This window comes from Crossiella sp. CA-258035, from assembly GCF_030064675.1.
Classification (GTDB): Bacteria; Actinomycetota; Actinomycetes; order Mycobacteriales; family Pseudonocardiaceae; genus Crossiella.
Genome location: NZ_CP116413.1, coordinates 2,528,026 through 2,549,328 on the forward strand (window position 1 = coordinate 2,528,026; position 21,303 = coordinate 2,549,328).

The 21,303-nt window shown below is 70.6% G+C and carries 14 protein-coding genes and 3 pseudogenes; 6 read left to right on the top strand and 11 right to left on the bottom strand.

The genetic code is table 11. The features are described from left to right. Positions 1-324: 324 nt before the first annotated feature. Both N8J89_RS11730 and metH read left to right on the top strand, forming a co-directional pair. Positions 325-1,359, top strand: coding sequence for a radical SAM protein (locus N8J89_RS11730; protein ID WP_283664366.1), 1,035 nt, complete (start codon positions 325-327; stop codon positions 1,357-1,359). A 291-nt stretch (positions 1,360-1,650) separates the two neighbouring features. Then, on the top strand, positions 1,651-5,286 hold the full coding sequence (metH, locus tag N8J89_RS11735) for a methionine synthase (RefSeq protein ID WP_283664367.1): 3,636 nt from the start codon (positions 1,651-1,653) through the stop codon (positions 5,284-5,286). A gap of 311 nt (positions 5,287-5,597) precedes the next feature. Here metH and rnhA read toward each other — a convergent pair. Both rnhA and N8J89_RS11745 read right to left on the bottom strand, forming a co-directional pair. After that, positions 5,598-6,038: pseudogene (rnhA, locus tag N8J89_RS11740) on the bottom strand (ribonuclease HI); the annotation flags it as partial. Positions 6,039-6,275: 237 nt separating this feature from the next. Further along, positions 6,276-7,373 (bottom strand): beta family protein, encoded by a 1,098-nt coding sequence (locus N8J89_RS11745; RefSeq protein ID WP_283664368.1) that lies wholly within the window; start codon positions 7,371-7,373, stop codon positions 6,276-6,278. A 161-nt stretch (positions 7,374-7,534) separates the two neighbouring features. Here N8J89_RS11745 and N8J89_RS41900 point away from each other — a divergent pair. After that, a pseudogene (locus N8J89_RS41900) lies at positions 7,535-7,693 on the top strand (DUF4365 domain-containing protein); the annotation flags it as partial. On the opposite strand, the gene N8J89_RS41905 reads toward N8J89_RS41900, so the two are convergent. The 3 genes from N8J89_RS41905 to N8J89_RS11755 form a co-directional block, all read right to left on the bottom strand. Further along, positions 7,662-8,096 carry a DUF4357 domain-containing protein gene (locus tag N8J89_RS41905; RefSeq protein WP_502868483.1) on the bottom strand — a complete coding sequence of 145 codons (435 nt, stop codon included), beginning with the start codon at positions 8,094-8,096 and terminating at the stop codon, positions 7,662-7,664. The pseudogene N8J89_RS41900 and the gene N8J89_RS41905 sit on opposite strands and share 32 nt — an antisense overlap. A gap of 84 nt (positions 8,097-8,180) precedes the next feature. After that, positions 8,181-8,612 carry a GIY-YIG nuclease family protein gene (locus N8J89_RS11750; RefSeq protein ID WP_283664369.1) on the bottom strand — a complete coding sequence of 144 codons (432 nt, stop codon included), beginning with the start codon at positions 8,610-8,612 and terminating at the stop codon, positions 8,181-8,183. A gap of 12 nt (positions 8,613-8,624) precedes the next feature. Then, positions 8,625-9,305, bottom strand: a complete 681-nt coding sequence (locus N8J89_RS11755) for an MBL fold metallo-hydrolase (protein WP_283664370.1) — start codon at positions 9,303-9,305, stop codon at positions 8,625-8,627. 228 nt (positions 9,306-9,533) lie between these two features. Between N8J89_RS11755 and N8J89_RS11760 the strand changes: the two are divergent. Continuing rightward, positions 9,534-10,487: pseudogene (locus tag N8J89_RS11760) on the top strand (acyltransferase family protein); the annotation flags it as partial. Positions 10,488-10,555: 68 nt separating this feature from the next. Here the strand turns inward: N8J89_RS11760 and N8J89_RS11765 are convergent. After that, positions 10,556-11,305: a maleylpyruvate isomerase family mycothiol-dependent enzyme gene (locus N8J89_RS11765; RefSeq protein ID WP_283664371.1), complete on the bottom strand. Its 750-nt coding sequence runs from the start codon at positions 11,303-11,305 to the stop codon at positions 10,556-10,558. A 220-nt stretch (positions 11,306-11,525) separates the two neighbouring features. Between N8J89_RS11765 and N8J89_RS11770 the strand changes: the two genes are divergently transcribed. Together N8J89_RS11770 and uvrA are read left to right on the top strand one after the other, a co-directional pair. Further along, positions 11,526-12,827, top strand: coding sequence for an MFS transporter (locus tag N8J89_RS11770; protein ID WP_283664372.1), 1,302 nt, complete (start codon positions 11,526-11,528; stop codon positions 12,825-12,827). A gap of 101 nt (positions 12,828-12,928) precedes the next feature. Next, a complete protein-coding gene (uvrA, locus tag N8J89_RS11775; RefSeq protein ID WP_283664373.1) occupies positions 12,929-15,952 on the top strand; it encodes an excinuclease ABC subunit UvrA in 3,024 nt (1,007 codons plus the stop codon). 49 nt (positions 15,953-16,001) lie between these two features. On the opposite strand, the gene N8J89_RS11780 is transcribed toward uvrA, so the two are convergent. The 5 genes from N8J89_RS11780 to N8J89_RS11800 all read right to left on the bottom strand — a co-directional run bounded on the left by N8J89_RS11780 (position 16,002) and on the right by N8J89_RS11800 (position 21,236). Continuing rightward, positions 16,002-16,661 (bottom strand): response regulator, encoded by a 660-nt coding sequence (locus tag N8J89_RS11780; RefSeq protein ID WP_283664374.1) that lies wholly within the window; start codon positions 16,659-16,661, stop codon positions 16,002-16,004. Continuing rightward, positions 16,658-17,752, bottom strand: a complete 1,095-nt coding sequence (locus tag N8J89_RS11785) for a sensor histidine kinase (RefSeq protein ID WP_283664375.1) — start codon at positions 17,750-17,752, stop codon at positions 16,658-16,660. Before N8J89_RS11785 ends, N8J89_RS11780 begins: the two co-directional genes overlap by 4 nt. Beyond that, on the bottom strand, positions 17,749-18,531 hold the full coding sequence (locus N8J89_RS11790) for a hypothetical protein (RefSeq protein ID WP_283664376.1): 783 nt from the start codon (positions 18,529-18,531) through the stop codon (positions 17,749-17,751). The genes N8J89_RS11785 and N8J89_RS11790 overlap by 4 nt, the downstream gene beginning before the upstream one ends. A 160-nt stretch (positions 18,532-18,691) precedes the next feature. Further along, positions 18,692-19,702: an alpha/beta hydrolase gene (locus N8J89_RS11795; protein ID WP_283664377.1), complete on the bottom strand. Its 1,011-nt coding sequence runs from the start codon at positions 19,700-19,702 to the stop codon at positions 18,692-18,694. A 133-nt stretch (positions 19,703-19,835) separates the two neighbouring features. Next, complete coding sequence (locus tag N8J89_RS11800; protein ID WP_283664378.1) at positions 19,836-21,236, bottom strand: hypothetical protein; 1,401 nt, start codon at positions 21,234-21,236, stop codon at positions 19,836-19,838. Positions 21,237-21,303: the final 67 nt, after the last annotated feature.

The window sequence follows — 21,303 nt, forward strand, 5'->3', positions numbered from 1 at the left end:
CGTTCGGGGGCGGGAGAAGAGCGGTGGCCGCTCGCGATCCGCAAGCGGCCACCACGGCGGGTCAGCGACCCACGCCGGTCGGGGGGTAAGCCATGGAAGTTCACCTCCTCCCAGCTCGGCCGAATTCCCATCGGGCGGGCTGATTCGGTTGCCGCAGACGCTAATCCGGCGCGACCGCACCCCGAATCCGCAATCGGCTACGCAAACCCGGCCGCGCATTACCGAGGCCATCCGGCCCATACCCAGCCCTGCGTAGTCCGCGCCCCGGATTGGGTATTCCGTTGCGGACGCGGCAATTCCGCCCGCTTCGTAGCGTTGCCGTCCATGGACGCCACCGACCGCCCGAATGTCCTCATCTGGGACATGACCTTCGCCTGCCCGCTGCGCTGCTTCCACTGCTACACCGAGTCCGGCCGCCGCCCCGCGCGCAACCTGGACGGCCAGGACCTGTTCACCGTCGCCGACGCGCTGCTCTCCCTCAACGCCGAGCTGATCACCCTGTGCGGCGGCGAACCGCTGACCATTCGCCGCATCGTGGAAGTGGCCGGCCGGTTCCGCGCCGGCGGGATGCGGGTCTACGTCTACACCAGCGGCTGGGCGGCCAAGCCGGAGCTGCTGGCCGAGCTGGCCAGGGTGGTGGACAAGATCGTGGTCAGCGTGGACGGCCCGGACCCCGCCGTGCACGACCGCATCCGCGGCCGGGCCGGCTCCTTCGCGCACTGCCTGCGCACCCTGGGCCTGCTCAACGACCAGGTGGAGCGCGACCTGGCCGCCGGGCTGCCGCCGCTGCGCTTCGGCATCGACTACGTGACCGTGCGCAGCAACTACGCCCACATGACCCGGATGTGCACCGAGGTCGCCCCCCGCTTCCCGCACCTGGAGTCACTGTCCTTCGGCGCGGTGGTGCCCACCGGCCTGGCCAGCAGACCCAGCTTCGTGGAGCGCGAGCTGCTCAGCGACGAGCAGGTGACCGAGCTGACCACCCCGGACTTCCGCCAGTGGCTGCGCGCGGCGGCCCCGGCCACGGTCGAGGTGGACACCACGGACAACTTCGAGGTGCAGATGAACCCGGCGTACCTGGCCGCCAACCCGGACTTCCGCCCGATGGAGGTCGAGCCGGACGGCGCGGTCCGCGGCATGCCGATCTACGAGGGCACCGTCGGCAGCCTGCTGACCGAGGATCCAGTGGAGCTCTGGCAGCGTTCAAGGGCCCGCTGGCACGACCCGTTCGTGCTGGACTGCCTGTCCCGGATCCGCACTCGCCGTGACTGGGCCGAGGCGGTCCGTCAGATCGACCGCCGGTTCGGCTCGCCCGAGGTGGTGGCCCGGATCGAGGCCAGGCCGGCGCTCGTGCCGTGACCTGCGCACATCCGGGGCCATCCCACCAGGCAGGACAAAGCGGCACAGAGTGGGCACTTCGCTAGACTCCCCAGGGGCGGCAGTGTGGCCGTACCGCTGGAGAAGCAGGTCTGGGGAGACCACTTCGGCCGGTTCCTCAAGTAGCTGAATCACGCGACGCGGCGCACAGGGTTGTTCGGTACCCTCTTCGCTGAAGGTCGAGAGGCGCTGCAACGGGTTCCGGCCCGCCACGCTCGACCGGTACGAAGACACCAAAGGGCGCCTCCCAGACTGAGTCGGGAGGTGCATTCGGTGGGTAACAACGGTGACCGCACGCAGGAGCTCAAGGAGCTGCTGGCACAACGGGTGGTGGTGCTCGACGGCGCGTGGGGCACCATGTTCCAGAACGCCGCGCTCAAGCCGGAGGACTACTACGGCGACCACTGGGCCAACCACGCCCGGGACGTCACCGGCGACCCTGATCTGCTCAACATCACCCGTCCCGACCTGGTGCTGGACATCCACCGCCAGTACCTGGACGCGGGCGCGGACATCACCACCACCAACACCTTCACCGCCACCGGGATCGGCCAGGCCGACTACCTGATGGAGAAGCACGTCCGCGAGATGAACATCTCCGCGGCCCAGCTGGCCAGGCAGGCCGCGGACGAGGCGGGTGGCAAGTTCGTCGCCGGTTCGATCGGGCCGCTGAACGTGACCCTGTCGCTCTCGCCCCGGGTGGAGGACCCCGGCTACCGCGCGGTGAACTTCCAGCAGGTCAAGGACACCTACGCGGAGCAGATCTCGGCGCTGGCCGAGGGCGGGGTGGACCTGCTGCTGGTGGAGACCATCTTCGACACGCTGAACTGCAAGGCCGCCATCGCCGCCGCCCGCGAGGTCGCCCCGCACCTGCCGCTGTGGATCTCGGTGACCATCGTCGACCTCTCCGGCCGCACCCTGTCCGGGCAGACCGTCGAGGCGTTCTGGAGCTCCATCGAGCACGCCGACCCGATGGTGGTCGGCCTGAACTGCTCGCTCGGCGCCGCGGAGATGCGCCCGCACGTGGCCGACCTGGCCCGCTTCGCCAACACCTACACCTCGGCGCACCCCAACGCGGGCCTGCCCAACGCCTTCGGCGGCTACGACGAGACCCCGGCGCAGACCGCGGAGCTGCTCGCCGAGTTCGTCGAGTCCAACATGGTCAACATCGTCGGCGGCTGCTGCGGCACCACCCCGGCGCACATCAGGAAGATCGCCGAGACGGTCTCCTCGCTCAAGCCGCGCACCGTGCCGGAACCGGCGCACCGCACCAGGTTCAGCGGCCTGGAGCCGTTCGAGATCACCGAGAACACCGGCTTCGTGATGATCGGCGAGCGGACCAACGTCACCGGCTCGGCCAAGTTCCGCAGGCTGATCGAGGCCAACGACTACCAAACCGCGGCCAACGTCGCGCTGGAGCAGGTCCGCGGCGGCGCGAACATCCTGGACGTCAACATGGACGCCGACCTGCTCGACAGCGAGCGGGCGATGACCAACTTCCTCAACCTGATCGCCACCGAGCCGGAGATCGCGCGCATCCCGGTGATGATCGACAGCTCCCGGTGGAGCGTGCTCGAAGCCGGGCTGAAGTGCGTGCAGGGCAAGGGAATCGTCAACTCGATCAGCCTGAAGGAGGGCGAGGAGCAGTTCCTCGCCCAGGCCAGGCGGATCCGCGACTACGGCGCGGGCGTGGTGGTGATGGCCTTCGACGAGGAGGGCCAGGCCGACACCACCGAGCGCAAGGTCTCCATCTGCGGCCGCGCCTACGACCTGCTCACCCAGCAGGCGGGCTTCCCGGCCGAGGACATCATCTTCGACCCGAACGTGCTCGCCGTGGCCACCGGCATCAGTGAGCACAACGGCTACGCCAAGGCCTTCATCGACGCGCTGCCGCTGATCAAGGAGCGCTGTCCGGGCGTGCGGATCAGCGGCGGCATCTCCAACCTGTCCTTCTCCTTCCGCGGCAACGACGTGGTCCGCGAGGCCATGCACTCCTCGTTCCTCTACCACGCCACCCAGGTCGGCCTCGACATGGGAATCGTCAACGCCGGCCAGCTCGCCGTCTACGCCGACATCCCGGCTGACCTGCTGGAACTGGTCGAGGACGTGCTCTTCGACCGCCGCCCGGACGCCACCGACCGGCTGGTCGCGCACGCCGAGACGGTCAGCGGCCGCGGCACCAAGCGGGTGATCGACCTGTCCTGGCGCGAGGCGCCGGTGGGCGAGCGGCTCTCGCACGCGCTGGTGCACGGCATCGTGGACTTCATCGAGGAGGACACCGAGGAGGCCCGCCAGCTGCTGCCCAGGCCCCTTGAGGTGATCGAGGGCCCGCTGATGGACGGCATGAAGATCGTCGGCGACCTGTTCGGCGCGGGCAAGATGTTCCTGCCGCAGGTGGTCAAGAGCGCCCGGGTGATGAAGCGGTCGGTGGCCTACCTGGAACCGTTCATGGAGGCGGAGAAGGAGGCGGCCCGCAAGGCCGGGGTGGTCACCGAGAGCCGCGGCAACGGCAAGGTCGTGATGGCCACGGTCAAGGGCGACGTGCACGACATCGGCAAGAACATCGTCGGCGTGGTGCTGGGCTGCAACAACTACGAGGTCATCGACCTGGGCGTGATGGTGCCCGCGGCCAAGATCCTGGACACCGCGGTGGCCGAGGGCGCCGACGCGATCGGCCTGTCCGGCCTGATCACCCCGTCCCTGGACGAGATGGTCAACGTGGCCGCCGAGATGGAGCGGCGCGGCCTGAAGCTGCCGCTGCTCATCGGCGGCGCGACCACCTCCCGGCAGCACACCGCGGTGCGCATCGCGCCGGCCTACGAGGGCACCACCGTGCACGTGCTGGACGCCTCCCGGGTGGTGGGCGTGGTCTCCGACCTGCTCGACCCGGACCGCGCCGAGGAGCTGGCCCAGCGCAACCGGGTCGACCAGGACCGCCTGCGCGTGCAGCACGAAGCGCGCGAGCACAAGCCGCTGCTGACCGTGGAAGCGGCCCGCGCCAACTACGAGCTGGTCTCCTTCGAGGACCTGCCCACCCCGGACTTCACCGGCATCCGCACGGTGACGCCCGACCTGACCACCCTGCGCGGCATGGTCGACTGGACCTTCTTCTTCCTGGCCTGGGAGCTCAAGGGCAAGTACCCGAAGATCCTGGACAACCCGGTGGCGAAGGAGCTCTTCGACGACGCCAACGTGCTGCTGGACCAGATCATCGCCGAGGGCCGGTTCCAGGCGAAGGGCGTCTACGGCTTCTGGCCGGCCCGCAGCGAGGGCGACGACATCGTGGTGGACAGCGGCAAGCCGGGCGGCGTGCGGCTGCCGATGCTGCGCCAGCAGACCAAGAAGCCGGAGAACCGCCCCAACCGCTGCCTGAGCGACTACGTGGCACCGGAAGGCGACTACCTGGGCGGCTTCGCGGTGGCCATCCACGGCGCCGAGCAGCTCGCCGCCGAGTACGAGGCCAAGCACGACGACTACCGCGCCATCATGGTCAAGGCCCTCGCCGACCGCCTCGCCGAAGCCTTCGCCGAATGGGCCCACCTGGAGGCCCGCCGAGCCTGGTTCGAGCCGGACACCCAGCCCGACCTGGCCGACCTGCACGCCGAACGCTTCCGCGGCATCCGCCCCGCCCTGGGCTACCCGGCCAGCCCCGACCACAGCGAAAAACGCGAGCTCTTCGACCTGCTCGAAGCCGAAAAACTGGGCCTGGCCCTCACCACCTCCTTCGCCATGACCCCAGCCGCCGCGGTCAGCGGCCTGATCTTCCAACACCCCGAGGCCAAGTACTTCACCGTCGGCCGCCTCGGCAAGGACCAGGTCCACGACTACGCCAAGCGCCGCGACATGCCCCTGTCCGAAGTGGAACGCTGGCTCCGCCCGAACCTGGGCTACGAGCCGGACGCGCGCTGACCCCAGGTGGGGGCCGCACACCCACGCGGCCCCCACCCTCAGCCCGAGAACAGTTCAAGCACCACCGCCGCGTCCCGATGTCGCGCACACCGCCCACCCCCGGTCGCCACCGCACACGGCTTGCCGTTCTTCCGCGCCGCCCGGCACTGCAACACCGGATCGTGCACATGGCACAACCCACCCGGCCCAGCCTCGATCGGACACGGCCTGCCCGCCTTGGTGATCGCCGAACACCGCCGCTGAACGAGCACCGCCGACCGCGGCACCGGCGCACGCTTCCCAGCCGCCCGCCGCGACACCCGCGCGCCGGTCACCTCCCGCACACCGCGTCCCGCCAGCCGATCCGCCCGTTCGTTCTCCGGAATCCCCGAGTGCCCCTTCACCCACCGCCACTCAACCCGGTGCGGCGCAACGACATCGTCCAGCAACCGCCACAGATCGGCGTTCGGCACCGGCCGGTTCCCCTTCGCCAGCCAGCCATTGGCCTTCCACCGCGGCACGCTGACCCCCATCCCGTCGGTCAGGTAGCGACTGTCGCTGAAGACCCGCACCGCACACGGCCGGGTCAGCGCCCGCACCGCCTGGATGGGCGCCATCAACTCCATCCGGTTGCTCGTGGTCGGCCCCGGCTCACCGCCGTACAGCTCCCGCTCACGCCCGCCGCACCGCAACACCGCACCCCAGCCACCGGGGCCGGGGTTCCCCCGGCACGCGCCATCGGTGTAGATCTCCACAACCTGTTCGGTCTCCATGAACCCGAACGTAAGACCACCCCGCGCACCCGTCCGCGTAGCGAACTCCGGTCCGGCACAGGGCTCACTTCTTGATGAACAGGGTGATCGTCGCAGCGACAGCCGAGGCGAAGCTGCCCACCGCGCCCACCGTCGCGGCCCGTGCACCATACGCACAGTGCGACAGTCGTCTGTCGCTCGACCCGCCTCGACCACAGACGTGCCGTGTTGACTCCGCTCGGACCGGGAGGCCAGGCGTCAGAGGTCGGATGGCGCCCGGCGCGTCACGTGCTCGATGTGGTGCGACGTGGCGATGGCTATCCAGCGGGGCACGGTGCCCGCGGTTCTCCCACCCCCTCGCCTGCAACGGGTCAACTCGTGGTCACCCCACGAGAAGTCCCGGCCGGCGAACTCCTGCCGTGCCAGCAACTCCTCCGCCAAGGCGGTGAAGGCCTCGACGGCCGCACCCTGCACCGGCTTGCCGTCCTCCCTGGCGAGTTGTCTGCGCAGCGCGACCCTGGAACCCGGAGCCGTGTAGTAGAGGTACGGGTTGACGGTTCTCGGACCGGGGTCCCCGCCTTTGGCCGGCACCGGGTGAACCACGCCGTAGTCCCCGTAGTTCACCGCCCCGTCCACCTGCTCGGCGACCGCATGCCACAGCGGTACTTCGGGGCGCTGACAGGTAGTCGTGGCGAAGCTGTTCCGGTTGGCCGGGACCGAACCGGCCAGCAGCGTCGTCGACGACGGCCCGATGTTGTCGACGATCGTGCCGATCAGCCGTGCGGCCCGTGTCACATGGGCGGGCTGCAAGGTCTCGACGAAGCCGAGGTCGATCACGGTGTGCAGATGCTCCGCCTCGACACCGGTCCGGCTGACCACGCGCCGGAGCCGGTTGACGATCTCTGCCGGCGGCGTGGCGAGCCCGCGCACCCGCACCACGACGTCCCGCGGCCGGTGCTGCCGGAGTAAGGAGATCGTCCTGAGCTCGTCGTCCGTCGCCGAGTCGGCCACGACTGGGATCAACGCGGTGACGTCGAGCGCCAGAAGCCCCCGCTCGTCGCGCAGCGTGTTCTCGATCTGCTTGTCGAGGAATTCCAACGGGCCACCCGGCTGCCGGGCCAGCGAACTGGTCGCGCTGAGCAGGTGCGCGTCGATCCACAGCGGTTTGTCGTGCACCGCCGCGTCCACCGCGGCTCTGACGAGCGCGGGCAGGAGTTGCCCTCTTTCCGTTACTCCAACCGAGTCCAGCAATTCCACCAGGATCGCCGGTCGTGGCTCGGAGTTCGCCGGAAGGTGGCGGAGCGCGTCGAGTTCGCCCATTTTGCTCTTCAACGCGATCAGTGGGGTGAAGGTCATCGCGCGACTCCCTGCCGAAGAGCGCCTGTGGTCGCAAGCCGGGCAACTTCGATCCTGGGAGTTCGACCGGCCCGCTGACGCCCGCCGATCGGGTGATCTTCGGCTCCCAGTCTCGCGCCGAGAGCCCCGGTGACCCGTGCGGGATACAGGCCGCCGCATAAGTGCGGCGTCATTCGATCGGCATCACCACATCGTGCAGTCGATCAACGGGCAACGACTTCGGCGTGGATCTTTACGTCACCTTCGTGTCGGATTCCAAGGCTACGGGTGACACGATCGCGGTGCAGGTCAAGGCGGGAAGGTCTCCTCGCTTCGATCAGGGGAGATCGCATCGGCAGGCGTTTCCGCGCTGCCTTGCTGGTGTTCACGAAGTGTCCGTCCCTGGGCATCTCGCCACTCGATACGGCCATTCTTGCTGCCCCCGGACAGCACGCTCGCCGCACTTGACGGGCTGTCGAACGCATACGTTCTGGTCAGACGGATCTGATCTGCTCCGTGCGCTACCAGTACGCCTTCTGTCAGCAGTTTCTCTCGCAGTGCGTGGTAGCCGGCTGTCATGGCCTTCGTCTCGAAGCGTCCGAGCGCTCCTTCAAAGACGGTGAAACCGCGGGGATCTTCGATTCCCTCTGCGGTTGTGAGCTGGGTTTTCAGGAAGTATCTCGTGCGGGCTCCTGGCGCGTCGGCTGCGTCGGTCCCGCCAACCTCACCCGTGACAATCGGAATCTCGAATTGCGTGAACCCCCGCGATGGGCAGGATCACCAGCATGTTCGCCAGGTACGGCTCCATGTCGGCGACCTCGGGCTCGCTCAACCACGGCACATTGGGGGTTTTCCTTGAGGGGAATCGTCGGTAGTCGTCAGCACGTAGGCATTCGTCCAGAAATCTTTTGTCCGCTGGTGCGAGTCGAGTCGTGCGGCCACCTCGTCCCCCTCCCCGATGTAGAGGACGTCCGGACCCTTGCCCTCTGGGTCCGGGCCGGTCAGCAGGTAGACCCCGGTGCGCCCGAACTCGTTGCGCAGGCGTGCGCGGGCGTAATCGGCTCGGGAGAAGGCCAGGCACACCTCGGTCCACTGACTGCGGTCGACAAGTCGTATGCCCTGAGGTGTGCCGTCGACGAGGAACAAGCGGATGGTGGCGCCACTCGTGCCAGCGTGCGTCATGGCGCCATTGAACCAACCGCTCCCCGCGTTCCGGTCAACCGCCAGCGTTGCGTGCGCTTGACCTCGAAACTCACGCATGTCGGCTGCCGGTCACCAGCCGCGTTCGCGCCATTCGCTGAGCTTCGGCCGCTCCGCCCCAATAGTGGAGTCGTCCCCGTGCCCCGGATAGAACCAGGTGTCATCCGGCAGGTAGTCGAACAGCCGCTCCGACACATCCGCGATCAACGACTCGAAGTCCTCCGGCGACCCCGTCTTCCCCACCCCGCCAGGGAACAGCGAGTCCCCCGTGAACAGGTGCCCGGTGCTCTCCGGATCCCGGTACAGCAACGCGATCGACCCCGGGGTGTGCCCGCGCAGGTGGATCACCTCGAGTTCGCTCTCGCCCACGGTCACCGTGTCGCCGTGCTCGACCAGCACGTCCGGCGGGGCGGGCAGGGGGTCGGCGTCGAGGGGGTGGACCACGATCTGGGCGCCGGTGGCGCCGGCCACCGCGCCCAGGGCCTGCCAGTGGTCGGGGTGTTGGTGGGTGGTGACGATGGCGCGCAGGCGGGGGCGGTCAGCGTCGTGGCCCAGGAGGTCCAGGAGGCGTTCCGCGTCGTTGGCGGCGTCGATCAGGAGGGCGTCGCCGGTGCTGCGGCACACCAGGAGGTAGGCGTTGTTGTTCCAGTCTCCGCCCACGGACAGTTTGGTGATAGTCAGGTGGGCCAGGGTGCGGCGGGCGGCTGGGCCGCCGGGCTCGACATGGCCGGTGTAGTTCTCGAGGACCTCCACGGGACCACCGTAGTACCTGGGTGGTTCCGATCGCGGACCGCTATCGGCGGGGCGTGTTTTCCTGCGGCATTCGGGGGTGGGATCCCTCTTCAGGTTACGCTCAGCAATGGGGCTTAGGGTTGGGCTGCAAACGATCACCAGCACCTCCCAGCCCCCTCTGTGAGCGACGTGCCGAACTCCTCCACCGCAGCCACGACACCAGCGACGCCGGCCTCCGCGCCGCCGGTCGTGGCCACCACCCGTCATGTCAGCTGGGACCTCATCCGCGTCCTCGCCGTGACGGCGGTGTTGTTGCAGCACGCCACCAACCTCGGGCCGCACGACCACCCCGAGCTGGGCGGCATGCCGTTCCGGTTCGGCATCCAGGTCGGGGCCAACAGCCTGCTGGTGATCTCCGCCTACTTCACCGCGCGGACCTTGGCGCGTGGGCGGTCCGGGCGTTTTGTCTGGCACAAGGTGGCGCGGCTGCTGCCCGCCTACTGGCTCGCGGTCACCGTCACCTACCTGCTGCGCACCAACATCGCGCCCGCGGACTGGACCGGCGGCCTCAACCTGCACGACTACCTGGCCAACCTGGCCCTGCTCCAGGCCCGCATCCCGGACGCCGACTTCGTGGACATCAGCTACTGGACCCTCCAGCTCCAGATGACCGCGTTCGTGGTGGCCGCGGTGCTGGCCGCGTGCTGGAAATGGTCCTATCGGGACCTGCGGATCCTGTGCTGGGCGCTGGTGCTCGCGCCGTTGCCGCTGAGCTGGCTGCGCGAGCACTACGGATCACTCGACTGGTGGTTCGGCATGCTCCAGCTCAACCGCACCCACCTGTTCGCGGTCGGCCTGGCCATCTGGCTGTGGTCCCGCCGCCGGATCAGCCCGGTCCAGTTCGGACTGCTGCTCGCCGCGGCCGCCGCGGCCCAGGAATGGCATCTCGGCGAACCAGGGGGAGCGGCGGCGCTGGCCGGCATGGTGGCGCTGATGGCGCTGGCCGCGCGACGGCCGGTGTGGGACCTGCCGGTGCTGCGCTCGCTGGGCAGGCCGCTGGCCTGGCTGGCCGGCATCTCCTTCGGCGTGTACCTGGTCAACTACCAGGTCGGCTCACTGATCTCGTTGGGGCTCAAGCGAATCGGCGTCGACTCCTGGGCGCGGCTGGCCCTGGTGCTCGGCGCGCTGGTGCTGCTCGGCTGGCTACTCACCCGGCTGGTGGAGAAGCCGTTGTTCCGGCTCCTCACCACCAGCAGGATCCGCCGCCGGCGTCAGAGCCAGCGGGGCAGCTCGGGCACGGTGCCGGACAACGCGGTGCCGTCCCCGCGCCCGGTCAGCCAGGCCAGCATGGCAGGCGCTTCCCCGCGCACCACCGCGGCCGGGGCGTCCGAGCCCTCCAGCGTCCAGACCCGCTGACCGCCCTCGGGCAGCTCGACCTCCAGCTGCAGCGCGGGCGCGCCCGGCCGTTCCCCGTACACCGCGAGCGAACTGCCGATCAGCTCGCCCAGCACCGCGGGGTCGATGTCCTCGAACTCGACGCCGACATCCAGGTCAACCAGGTGCACCCACACTTCGCGCAGGCGCAGCCACGGGATCTCGTGCGCCACGAACGGGGTGCCGCTGGTGTGCTGGATGTCCGCGGTCCAGGCCGTCTCGCTGAGCGCCCTCGCCGCCGCGGCGAACCGCTCGCTCGCGGCCACCAGGTCCTCTTGTAAGAGCCGGAGCCTGCGGTTGGCGCCTTCCTCGATGTCGGCGTCCCGGTCCGCGCGGCTGGCGTACATCGGGTGCTCGACGCCGGTGCGCGCCCAGATCACCAGGTTCAGCAGGGCATCGGCGTTGCGGGCCAGGTGGGTCAGCAGGTGACCCCTGGTCCAGTCCGGCAGTCCGCTGGCACCGCGCACCTCCGCGTCGCCCAGTTCGGCGACGGCTTGGAGCAGCCGCTGGTCCGCGCGTTCCAGCGCGTCCAGGGCGGTGCTCGCCCTGGACGCGGCATCGGCGGGACTGCGGCGCGGTGATGGCACGGAAACTCCCGTCAGCTGGCGTGCTAATCCGGTCATAGCGCCCCTCCCCGACTGGTAGGCGTGTCCGGTGTCTGTGACGAAGTCCTTGATCCTAGGGACCCAGGCTACTCGTCCGCTTCGGCCGAATGTGGTGCTCACATCGTGGAAATTGTGGCCCTCGGCCACCCCGAAGAGGTTTGATCTGCACCGTACGGACCGTTCTGACCCTGCTGGAGGCCCTGTGTCCACAACAGACACCCCGGTCGCGCCGACCCCGGCCGACCGCCGCAAGGGCCTGGTCGCCGCCTCCATCGGCAACGGCCTGGAGTGGTTCGACTGGAACGCCTACGCGATCTTCGCGGTGTTCTTCGCGCCGCAGTTCTTCCCCAAGGACGACCCCACCGCGGGCACCCTCAGCACCCTGCTGATCTTCGCCGTCGGCTTCTTCTTCCGGCCGCTCGGCGGCGCCCTGCTGGCCGCCTTCACCGACCGGCACGGCCGCCGCGCCGGGCTCAGCCTCTCGGTGATCCTGATGGCCGGCGGCAGCCTGCTGATCGCGGTCGCGCCCACCTACGAGCAGATCGGGCTGTTCGCGCCCGGCCTGCTGCTGCTCGCCCGGATCGCCCAGGGCCTGTCCACCGGCGGCGAGTTCGCCTCCTCCTCGACCTACCTGGCCGAGCTGGCCCCGACCGGCAGGCGCGGCTTCTACAGCAGCTTCATCTACGTCAGCAACGTGCTCGGCACCATCGCCGCGACCCTGGTGCTCACCCTGCTCACCGCCACCCTGGGCCGCGAGGCGCTGGCCGACTGGGCCTGGCGGATCCCGTTCGCGGTCGGCGCGCTGCTCGGCGTCTACGGCCTCTACCTGCGGCGCGCCCTGGAGGAGACCGAGGCGTTCCTGCTCGGCAAGGACCGCAGGGTGGCCAGGCCCACGCTGGAGGTGCTGCGCCGCCACCCCGGCGCCGCGCTGCGGGTGGTCGGGTTCACCGCGGGCGCGACCGCCGCGTACTACACCTTCGCCGTCTACCTGCCCACCTACGCGCAGAAGGCGCACGGCATGGCCGCCACCGGTGCGCAGTGGGCCTCGGTGGCCGCCCAGCTGCTGATGGTCCTGGCGCTCCCCCTGCTGGGGTCGATTTCCGACCGGATCGGGCGAAAGCCGCTGTTGATCGTGTTCGCCGCGGGCTACCTGCTGCTGGTCGTGCCGTTGTTCGGGCTCATCTCCAGTTCACCGCTGTCACTCTTCCTGGTGATGTCCGGCGGGCTGCTGCTGTTCGCCTGTTACGGAGCGGTGGCACCGGTGGCGATGGCCGAGCTGTTCCCCACCGAGGTGCGCTCGGCGGGCCTCGGACTGCCGTACTCGCTGACCGTGGCGCTGTTCGGCGGCACCGCGCCCTACGTCGTGGAACAGCTCACAGCGGCGGGTTCGGGAGCCCTGTACCCTTGGTACATCGCAGCGTTGTGCCTGGTCAGCCTGGTGGTCTACCTCACATCGAAGGAGACCAGGCACGTGAGCCTGGCAGGCGTCAAGGCCGATTCCTAGATCGTTCGAACACCTGCGCGAACGAATGTCGGTGGGTCGGCTTAGCATGGCTCCTGCCTTGCCCCAAGACCGCAAGACCCTTGTGAAGGGACCCCACCTCAGTGGCCGACCGTCTCGTCGTTCGTGGCGCACGCGAGCACAACCTGCGCGGAGTCGATCTCGACCTGCCGCGTGACAGCATGATCGTGTTCACCGGGCTCTCCGGCTCGGGCAAGTCGAGCCTGGCCTTCGACACGATCTTCGCCGAGGGCCAGCGCCGGTACGTCGAGTCGCTCTCGGCCTACGCGCGCCAGTTCCTCGGCCAGATGGACAAGCCGGACGTCGACTTCATCGAGGGCCTCTCGCCCGCGGTGTCCATCGACCAGAAGTCCACCAGCCGGAACCCGCGCTCGACGGTCGGCACCATCACCGAGGTCTACGACTACCTGCGCCTGCTCTACGCGCGCGCGGGCAAGCCGCACTGCCCGGTCTGCGGCGAGCTGATCAGCAAGCAGAGCCCGCAGCAGATCGTGGACCAGGTGCTGGCCATGGGCGAGGGCGAGCGGTTCCAGGTGCTGGCCCCGATCGTGCGCGGGCGCAAGGGCGAGTTCGTCGACCTGTTCGAGCAGCTCCAGTCCCAGGGCTACTCGCGGGCCAGGGTGGACGGCGCGGTGCACTCGCTGTCCGACCCGCCGAAGCTGAAGAAGCAGGAGAAGCACGACATCGCGGTGGTCATCGACCGGCTCGCGGTGAAGGCCAACGCCAAGCAGCGGCTCACCGACTCGGTGGAGACCGCGCTGCGGCTGGCCGACGGCCTGGTCGTGCTGGAGTTCGTGGACAAGCCGGAGGACGACCCGCACCGCGAGCGCCGCTTCTCCGAGCACCTGGCCTGCCCGAACGCGCACCCGCTCGCGGTGGACGACCTGGAGCCGCGGTCGTTCTCGTTCAACTCGCCCTACGGCGCCTGCCCGGACTGCACCGGCATCGGCGTGCGCAAGGAGGTCGACCCGGAGCTGGTCGTGCCGGACGACGAGCTGTCGCTGGCCGAGGGCGCGGTGGCGCCGTGGGCCAGCGGGCAGGCCGCCGAGTACTACGGCAGGCTGCTGGAGTCGCTGGCCGAGACCATCGGCTTCCGGATCGACGCGCCGTGGAAGCGCCTGTCGGCCACCGCGCAGAAGGCGGTGCTGCACGGCGTCGACAAGCAGGTGCACGTCCGCTACCGCAACAAGTACGGCCGCGAGCGCTCCTACTACGCCAACTTCGAGGGCGTCATCCCGTTCCTGGAGCGGCGGCAGGAGCAGACCGAGTCCGACTACATGCGGGAGAAGTACGAGGGCTACATGCGGGAGGTGCCCTGCCCGGCCTGCCGCGGCACCCGCCTCAAGCCGGAGATCCTCGCGGTCACCCTCGGCCACCGCAGCCAGGGCGAGAAGTCCATCGCGGACGTCTGCGCGATGAGCGTGCGCGACTGCGCCGAGTTCCTCAACGGGCTGCAGCTGGACCGGCGGCAGAAGATGATCGCCGCCGCGGTGCTCAAGGAGGTGCAGGCCCGGCTCGGCTTCCTGCTCGACGTCGGCCTGGACTACCTGTCGCTGGACCGGGCCTCCGGCACGCTCTCCGGCGGCGAGGCCCAGCGCATCCGGCTGGCCACCCAGATCGGGTCCGGGCTGGTCGGCGTGCTGTACGTGCTGGACGAGCCGTCCATCGGCCTGCACCAGCGGGACAACCACCGGCTGATCGAGACGCTGTCCCGGCTGCGCGACCTGGGCAACACGCTGATCGTGGTGGAGCACGACGAGGACACCATCCGCACCTCGGACTGGGTGGTCGACATCGGCCCCGGCGCCGGTGAGCACGGTGGCCAGGTGGTGCACAGCGGGCCGTACGAGGAGCTGCTGACCAACGCGAAGTCGGTCACCGGGCAGTACCTGGCCGGGGTCAGGGAGATCCCGATGCCGGCGCTGCGGCGGCCGGTGGACCGCAAGCGGCAGCTGACTGTGGTCGGCGCGCGCGAGCACAACCTGCGCGGCATCGACGTGGAGTTCCCGCTGGGCTGCCTGGTCGCGGTCACCGGTGTGTCCGGCTCGGGCAAGTCGACGCTGGTCAACGACATCCTGGCCACCGTGCTGGCGAACAAGCTCAACGGCGCGCGGCAGGTGCCGGGGCGGCACACCAGGGTCACCGGGCTGGACCAGGTGGACAAGCTGGTGCAGGTCGACCAGTCGCCGATCGGCCGGACCCCGCGCTCGAACGCGGCCACCTACACCGGCGTGTTCGACCACATCCGCAAGCTGTTCGCGGCCACCACCGAGGCGAAGGTGCGCGGCTACCAGCCGGGCCGGTTCTCCTTCAACGTCAAGGGCGGCCGCTGCGAGGCCTGCGCCGGCGACGGCACTATCAAGATCGAGATGAACTTCCTGCCGGACGTCTACGTCCCGTGCGAGGTGTGCAAGGGCGCCCGGTACAACCGGGAGACCCTGGAGGTGCACTACAAGGGCAAGACCATCGCCGAGGTGCTGGACATGCCGATCGAGGAGGCCGCGACCTTCTTCGAGCCGGTCAACGCCATCCACCGGCACCTGCGCACGCTGGTCGACGTCGGCCTGGGGTACGTCCGGCTGGGGCAGCCCGCGCCGACGCTCTCCGGCGGTGAGGCGCAGCGGGTGAAGCTGGCCAGCGAACTGCAGAAGCGGTCCACCGGCAAGACGGTCTACATCCTGGACGAGCCGACCACCGGCCTGCACTTCGAGGACATCCGCAAGCTGCTGGGCGTGATCAACGGCTTGGTGGACAAGGGCAACACGGTGATCGTGATCGAGCACAACCTCGACGTGATCAAGACCTCGGACTGGCTGATCGACATGGGCCCCGAGGGCGGCTCGGGCGGCGGCATGGTGGTCGCCACCGGCACCCCCGAGGACGTGGTGGACGTGCCGGAGAGCTACACCGGCCAGTTCCTCGCCCCGCTGCTGGCCAAGGAAGCGGGCGCGGTCCGCGCCGAACCGCGCGCCAAGTCCAAGACCAACGGCGCCAAGCCCGCCAACGGCAAGGCCGCCACCGCCAAGACGACCACGGCCAAGACCACCAAGAACGGCACCGCCACCAAGAACGGGGCCAAGCCCAAGACCAAGGTTTCCGCGCGCTGACCCCACCCGGCCGAGTCGGCTGATCCCGCACCGCGCGGGATCGGCCGGCTCAGCTGCCGGGGCGGATGAGGCGGTGCTCGTAGGCCCAGATCACCGCGTGCACGCGGTCGCGCAGGCCGAGCTTGGCCAGAATGCGGCTGACGTGGATCTTCACCGTGCCCTCGGACAGGAACAGGGTGGCGGCGATCTCGGCGTTGGCCGCGCCCCGGGCCAGGCAGAGCAGCACCTCACGTTCGCGGGCGGTCAGCGCGGCGGCCGGGTCGGTGGCGGCCGGGCCGGGCAGGTCGGGGGCGATGTGGTCCAGCAGCCTGCGCGTGGTGGACGGCGCGATCACCGCGTCGCCCTGGTGCACGGTGCGGATCGCGGCCAGCATCTCCTCGGCCGGGCCGTCCTTGAGCAGGAAGCCGCTGGCGCCTGCGCGCAGGGCGGCGAAGGCGTGCTCGTCCAGGTCGAAGGTGGTCAGCATGATCACCTTGGGCGCCGGGCCGGGGCGGGCGAGCAGCCGGCGGGTGGCCTCGACGCCGTCCAGGCGGGGCATCCGCACGTCCATCAGCACCACGTCCGCGGGGGTGTGCGCGAGCAGGGCGAGGGCCTCGACGCCGTCGGCGGCCTCGCCGACCACCCGCAGGTCCGGCTGGGACCGCACCACCAGCACACAGCCGGTGCGGACCAGTCCCTGGTCGTCGACCACGACCACCCGGATGGTCATGACCGCTCCGGCAGCCAGGCGGTGACCGCGAACCCGCCGCCCGGCCGCGTGCCCGCGGTGAACCTGCCGCCCGCGGCCTCGGCCCGCTCGCGCATCCCGGTCAACCCGTGTCCCGCCACCGCCGCGGCGCCACCACCGTCATCGGCCACCGTCACGGTGAGCCCGGTGGCCGACCAGGCCAGCTCGACCTCGGCGGCGCCGGCCCCGGCATGCCGCAGCACGTTGGTCAGCGCCTCCTGCACCACCCGGTAGGCGGCCAGCCCGGCGACCGCGCCCAGCGGCCGGGGCTCGCCCCGCTCGGTGAGGCGGACCGGCAGTCCGGTGGCGCGAATCCCGGTCAGCAGCTCGGGCAGGTCGGCGAGACCGGGCTGCGGTCGCCGGGTGTCCGGCTCGGGCCCGCGCAGCACGCCGAGCAACCCGCGCATCTCGGTCAGCGCGGCCCTGCCGGTGTCCTCGACCACCCGCAGTGCCTCGCCGGCCAGCTCCGGCGCGTACCGGCCGCCCTTGGCCTGGCTGACGATCACCGCCAGCGAGTGCGCGATGACGTCGTGCATCTCCGCGGCGATCCGGGCCCGCTCGTCCCGCCGCGCCCGCTCGGCCAGGCCCGCCGCCCGCTGCCGGTGCGCCAGCCCCAAACTCCACGCCGCGATGACCACCGCGCCCAGCAACCCACCCAGCAACACGGCCGGTACCGGCGCGTTGGCGGCCCTGACCTGCGGAGATCCCACAAAGGCGACGGTGGCCAGCCCAGCCAGCGCGAGCCCGATGGCCAGGGCGACCGAGGGAACCCGCCGACCGCCGTGCGCGCAGGCGGAGTACAGCGCGATCGGCACCACCAGCGCCGAGGGCAGCACCAACGCGAAACCGGAGATCAGCGTCGCGGCGGCGAAGGCGAGGCAGGCCAGCAGGAGGGCGTGGAGGGGATGGGTGCGGCGGGCGGCCAGGGCCAGGTGGGCGATGGCCAGGGTGGTGAGCAGGGGGACGGCGGTCGGGTGGGGGAGCGCGACGAGCGCGAGGGTGGCGGAGAGGCCGCCGAGCACCGCGCAGAGCACGGCGGCGAGCAACGCGTCCCGCACACCGGGTGGGGTCATGTCAGCACCGTAGGCCGCCGGGTGCGGGTGCGGTCGGCGAATCCCAGGGTTGCCGCGCCCAGGGTGATGCCGAGCAGGGTCCAGCTGAGGTAGACCACCAGCACCACCAGCGTGGCCGGGTCGCCCAGGTCGAAGGGCAGGGCCGGGCCGCCGAGCGGGACCGACAGGGCGGCGAAGATCGGCATTGAGCCCTGGCTGACCAGGGCGATCGTCGCGATCGTGCCGCTGAGCAGCAACAACGGCCTTGGCAGTGGCCAGGACCGGACCAGGGCGCAGGCCAGCAGGGCCGCCGCGCCGAAGGCGAGCACCTCGCCCAGTGGCAGGGCGCCGCCGTCCAGCCACCAGTAGACCTTCAGCGCCGGGTAGGGCAGGGCGAGGGCGAGCGCGAGGTGGGCCAGTCCGCGCTGGTCGCGGGCTTCGCGGCGGCGGGTGCGCAGCAAGGTGGTCAGCAGCGCGAGCAGGGCCACCAGCGCGGTGCCGCGGCTGAGTGCGCCTGGCCAGTCGACCAGGGCGAAGTCGCCAGCGGGGATGCCGGTCACCCAGAAGAAGAACCGGAAGCCGTCCAGTGGCAGGCCCGCGCTCGCCCACAGCAGCAGCACACAGCCGAGCGTGCCCGCGGTGCGGGTGGCACGGCCGGTGAGGGCGAGCGCGCCGCAGACCACGGCGAGCGCGACCAGCCACGGTGGGGTGGAAACCTGTTGGTACGCCTGGGCTCCCGGCAGGAACGGTCTGGCCAGCGCGGCGGCGAGGGCCAGGGACAGCGTGAGGGCGGATGTCATGGGTTGACCGTGGCCCGCGGGGTGGTGACGGCGCGTCTGCCGCGTGGCCAGTCCGGGTCGGTCGCGCGGCACATCCGGGGCTGGTCGCCGCGGGCGGAACCACGGCGGCGGCCCGCGCCGGTGTGGCGCCGGGCCGCCGTGCTCAGGGCCGGTTACCGGGCTAGATGTGTGTGCCCAGCCAGTTCAGCACCGCCTGCTGGTACCGCGGTGCGCTCGGATGCAGGTTGAGGTCGTGCCCCACCCCGGGCGCGACGTAGGCCGAGACGTTCGGCGCGTGCGGGTAGTAAGCGCTTTCCGTTGCCAGCACGGTGTGCGCGCTCGAACAGTTGGTGGCCCCGGTGCCGCAGAACAGCTTGTCCGAGCCGCCGATGGTCAGCAGCACCGGCGCGTTGATCAGCGCCGAGTACGGCGGGATGATCCCGACGCCCAGCGAGTCGCCGGTCTCCAGCACGGTCAGCACGTCCTTGGTCTGCTCGTCCACCGCCACCACCCCGGGATCGACCGCGCCGGGCTCGTGGAACAGCGGGCCGCGCTTGCCGGGCTTGCTGGTCAGGTAGTTCGGGTCGTAGCCGCCGCCCTGCAACTGCGGGTCCAGCATGGCCGGGTGGATGTCGGTGAGCGCGGTGGACAGGTTGAGCAGGTTCGGGTGGTGCGTCATGCCGGTCAGCACCACCCCGTCCACATCGCGGTGGGTGCCCGCCTCCAGCACCGAGATCGCCGAGCCGATCGAGTGTCCAATGAGGACGACCTTGGCGAAGGAGGAGCGCAGCGCCTGGATCACCTTGTGCACCGCCTTGGCCTGCACCAGCGCGGTGACCAGCGTGCCGAGCGGGCGCGAGCTCGCGCCGGTGCCCAGCCGGTCCACCACCGCGGTGGCGTACCCGGCGGCGTTCATCGCCTTGCGGAAGTTGTAGGTGCCCTCCTGGTACGGGAAGTTCCAGTAGGTCTGGTTGTAGGTGCCGCCGGGCACCATGACCAGCAGCTTGGTGGCGCCGGGCGGGGTGCACAGCGTGCCGCGCATCTGCTGCTGGGTGAGCAGCACGGTGACGTTCTGGGTGAAGGGCTGACAGACCGGTTCGGTTGCGGATGCGGTCGCGGGGACGAGGAACTGGGCCAGCAGGACGGGGACGACCAGACCGAGGAGACGGGTGATGACCGACCGTCGGCGCATGGGACCTCCGGGTCTCGACAAGCGGAATCGGTTCCAGCGCAGCCATGGTGGAGGCTCGACCGCGTGCGCGGACTCGGCCGAACGGGTGCTGACCCGGTCTGACACCACGCTGTGATCGGTTCGCGTCCGAAGATCAGCTCTCGGTGCGGCGGCGGTGGAGAATTCCCTTGTACAGCAACAGGAATCCGGCCAGTGCGAGCAGGCCGCCGGCCAGTGCGACGGGTTGCGGGCCGTAGAGCCTGCCGAGCACGGTGGTGTCCGCGCTGACCTTTCCGCTGAAGTACATGAGCTCCTGCCCGGCCAGCGCCAGCCCGGTGAACAGCGGGCCCAGCGCCATCGGCAGCGCGCCGCGGTCGGCCAGGCCCGGGGTCACCGCGCCCGCGGCCAGGACCACCGCCACGATCACCAGCAGCATGACCAGTTCGGCAGGCAGGTGGCCGGTGTGCTCCAGCAGCGCGCGCAGGCCGCGGCCGGGCAGTTCGGGCGCGGTCAGCGCCACCGCGGCCAGTCCGAGGCAGACCGCGGCCGCGGCCAGCATTCGGTGCCGTACGGTGGCGGCGAGCACGCCCAGCGCGAGTCCGGTGGCCGCGATCGGCAGGATCGGCGTGGCGGCCACGGTCATCGCGTAGTAGGCCGCGAACAGCGGCGCGCTGGCCGCCAGCGCGGCCGCGCTGACCACCACCACCGCGCCCAGCACCCCGGCCCCGGCGATCACCGCCACCGCGACGGTGGCCGCCAGCGCGGTCGCCGCGGACACGCCCACCTCGGCCGCGGACTGCGGACCGGCCGGGAAGAACGCGCCGATCAGCTTGGGCAGCAACGGGATCGCGCTGGCGCACAGGCCGAGCTGGAGCATCCGGCGGTCCGGCGGGTACTCGGCTGGCTCGGTCAGCCTGCCGGTGGCCGCGGCCAGCACCGCGAGCACCGCGCCGGTCAGGCCGACCACGGTCAGCAGCGCCACCGCGGTGTCCGGCGGCGGCGGGCCGGGCACCGGAACGGGCCGTCCGAACAGGATCCGGCTGAACAGCTCCGCGCCGATCATGGCCGCGACCACCGCGGCGGCCGCGGCCCGGGAACCGGCGCGGGCCAGCTGCTGGGCCGCGCCCAGGATGCCCGCGATCAGCAGCGAGCCGCCCATGGTGCCGCCCGCGGTGAGCGTGTCCAGGATGCCGTCCTGGCCGGTGGTGTACTTCTCCGGCCAGGTCGTCTCGTGCAGCAGCGTCGGCCAGATCCGCACCACCGCCGCGGGCACCCCGGCCATCGCGCCGGCCAGCAGCAGCCAGGGCCAGCGGCGGATCAGGCACAGCCCGGCCGCGATGCCGATCATCCCGGCGCCGACGGTGACCAGCTGGCCGAAGTTCAGCTCGATCACCGGCCGGGTGGACAGGTCGGTCAGCCGCCTGCCCTCCGGCCCGACCAGGCCGATCAGCCCGGCCACGCTGGCCAGCACCACCAGCACGATCGACCGGGTGCCCAGCTGCCTGGGCGCCCGCCGCCGCTCGGCGAAGGCGAGGGTGGCGGCCCCGGAGGTCATGCGCAGCACGCTAGCGGCACCCCCAGCGGCCTCCGGAAGAGCGAAATCGGAAACTTTGGGGTGCCCT

What these genes read in the sequence shown, in the direction of transcription:
- N8J89_RS11730 (WP_283664366.1), top strand. Translation starts at nt 325, where the DNA reads ATGGACGCCACCGACCGCCCGAATGTCCTCATCTGGGACATGACCTTC.
- N8J89_RS11745 (WP_283664368.1), bottom strand. Translation starts at nt 7,373, where the DNA reads ATGACCTTCACCCCACTGATCGCGTTGAAGAGCAAAATGGGCGAACTC.
- N8J89_RS11750 (WP_283664369.1), bottom strand. Translation starts at nt 8,612, where the DNA reads ATGCGTGAGTTTCGAGGTCAAGCGCACGCAACGCTGGCGGTTGACCGG.
- N8J89_RS11780 (WP_283664374.1), bottom strand. Translation starts at nt 16,661, where the DNA reads ATGACCATCCGGGTGGTCGTGGTCGACGACCAGGGACTGGTCCGCACC.
- N8J89_RS11785 (WP_283664375.1), bottom strand. Translation starts at nt 17,752, where the DNA reads ATGACCCCACCCGGTGTGCGGGACGCGTTGCTCGCCGCCGTGCTCTGC.
- N8J89_RS11790 (WP_283664376.1), bottom strand. Translation starts at nt 18,531, where the DNA reads ATGACATCCGCCCTCACGCTGTCCCTGGCCCTCGCCGCCGCGCTGGCC.
- N8J89_RS11795 (WP_283664377.1), bottom strand. Translation starts at nt 19,702, where the DNA reads ATGCGCCGACGGTCGGTCATCACCCGTCTCCTCGGTCTGGTCGTCCCC.
- N8J89_RS11800 (WP_283664378.1), bottom strand. Translation starts at nt 21,236, where the DNA reads ATGACCTCCGGGGCCGCCACCCTCGCCTTCGCCGAGCGGCGGCGGGCG.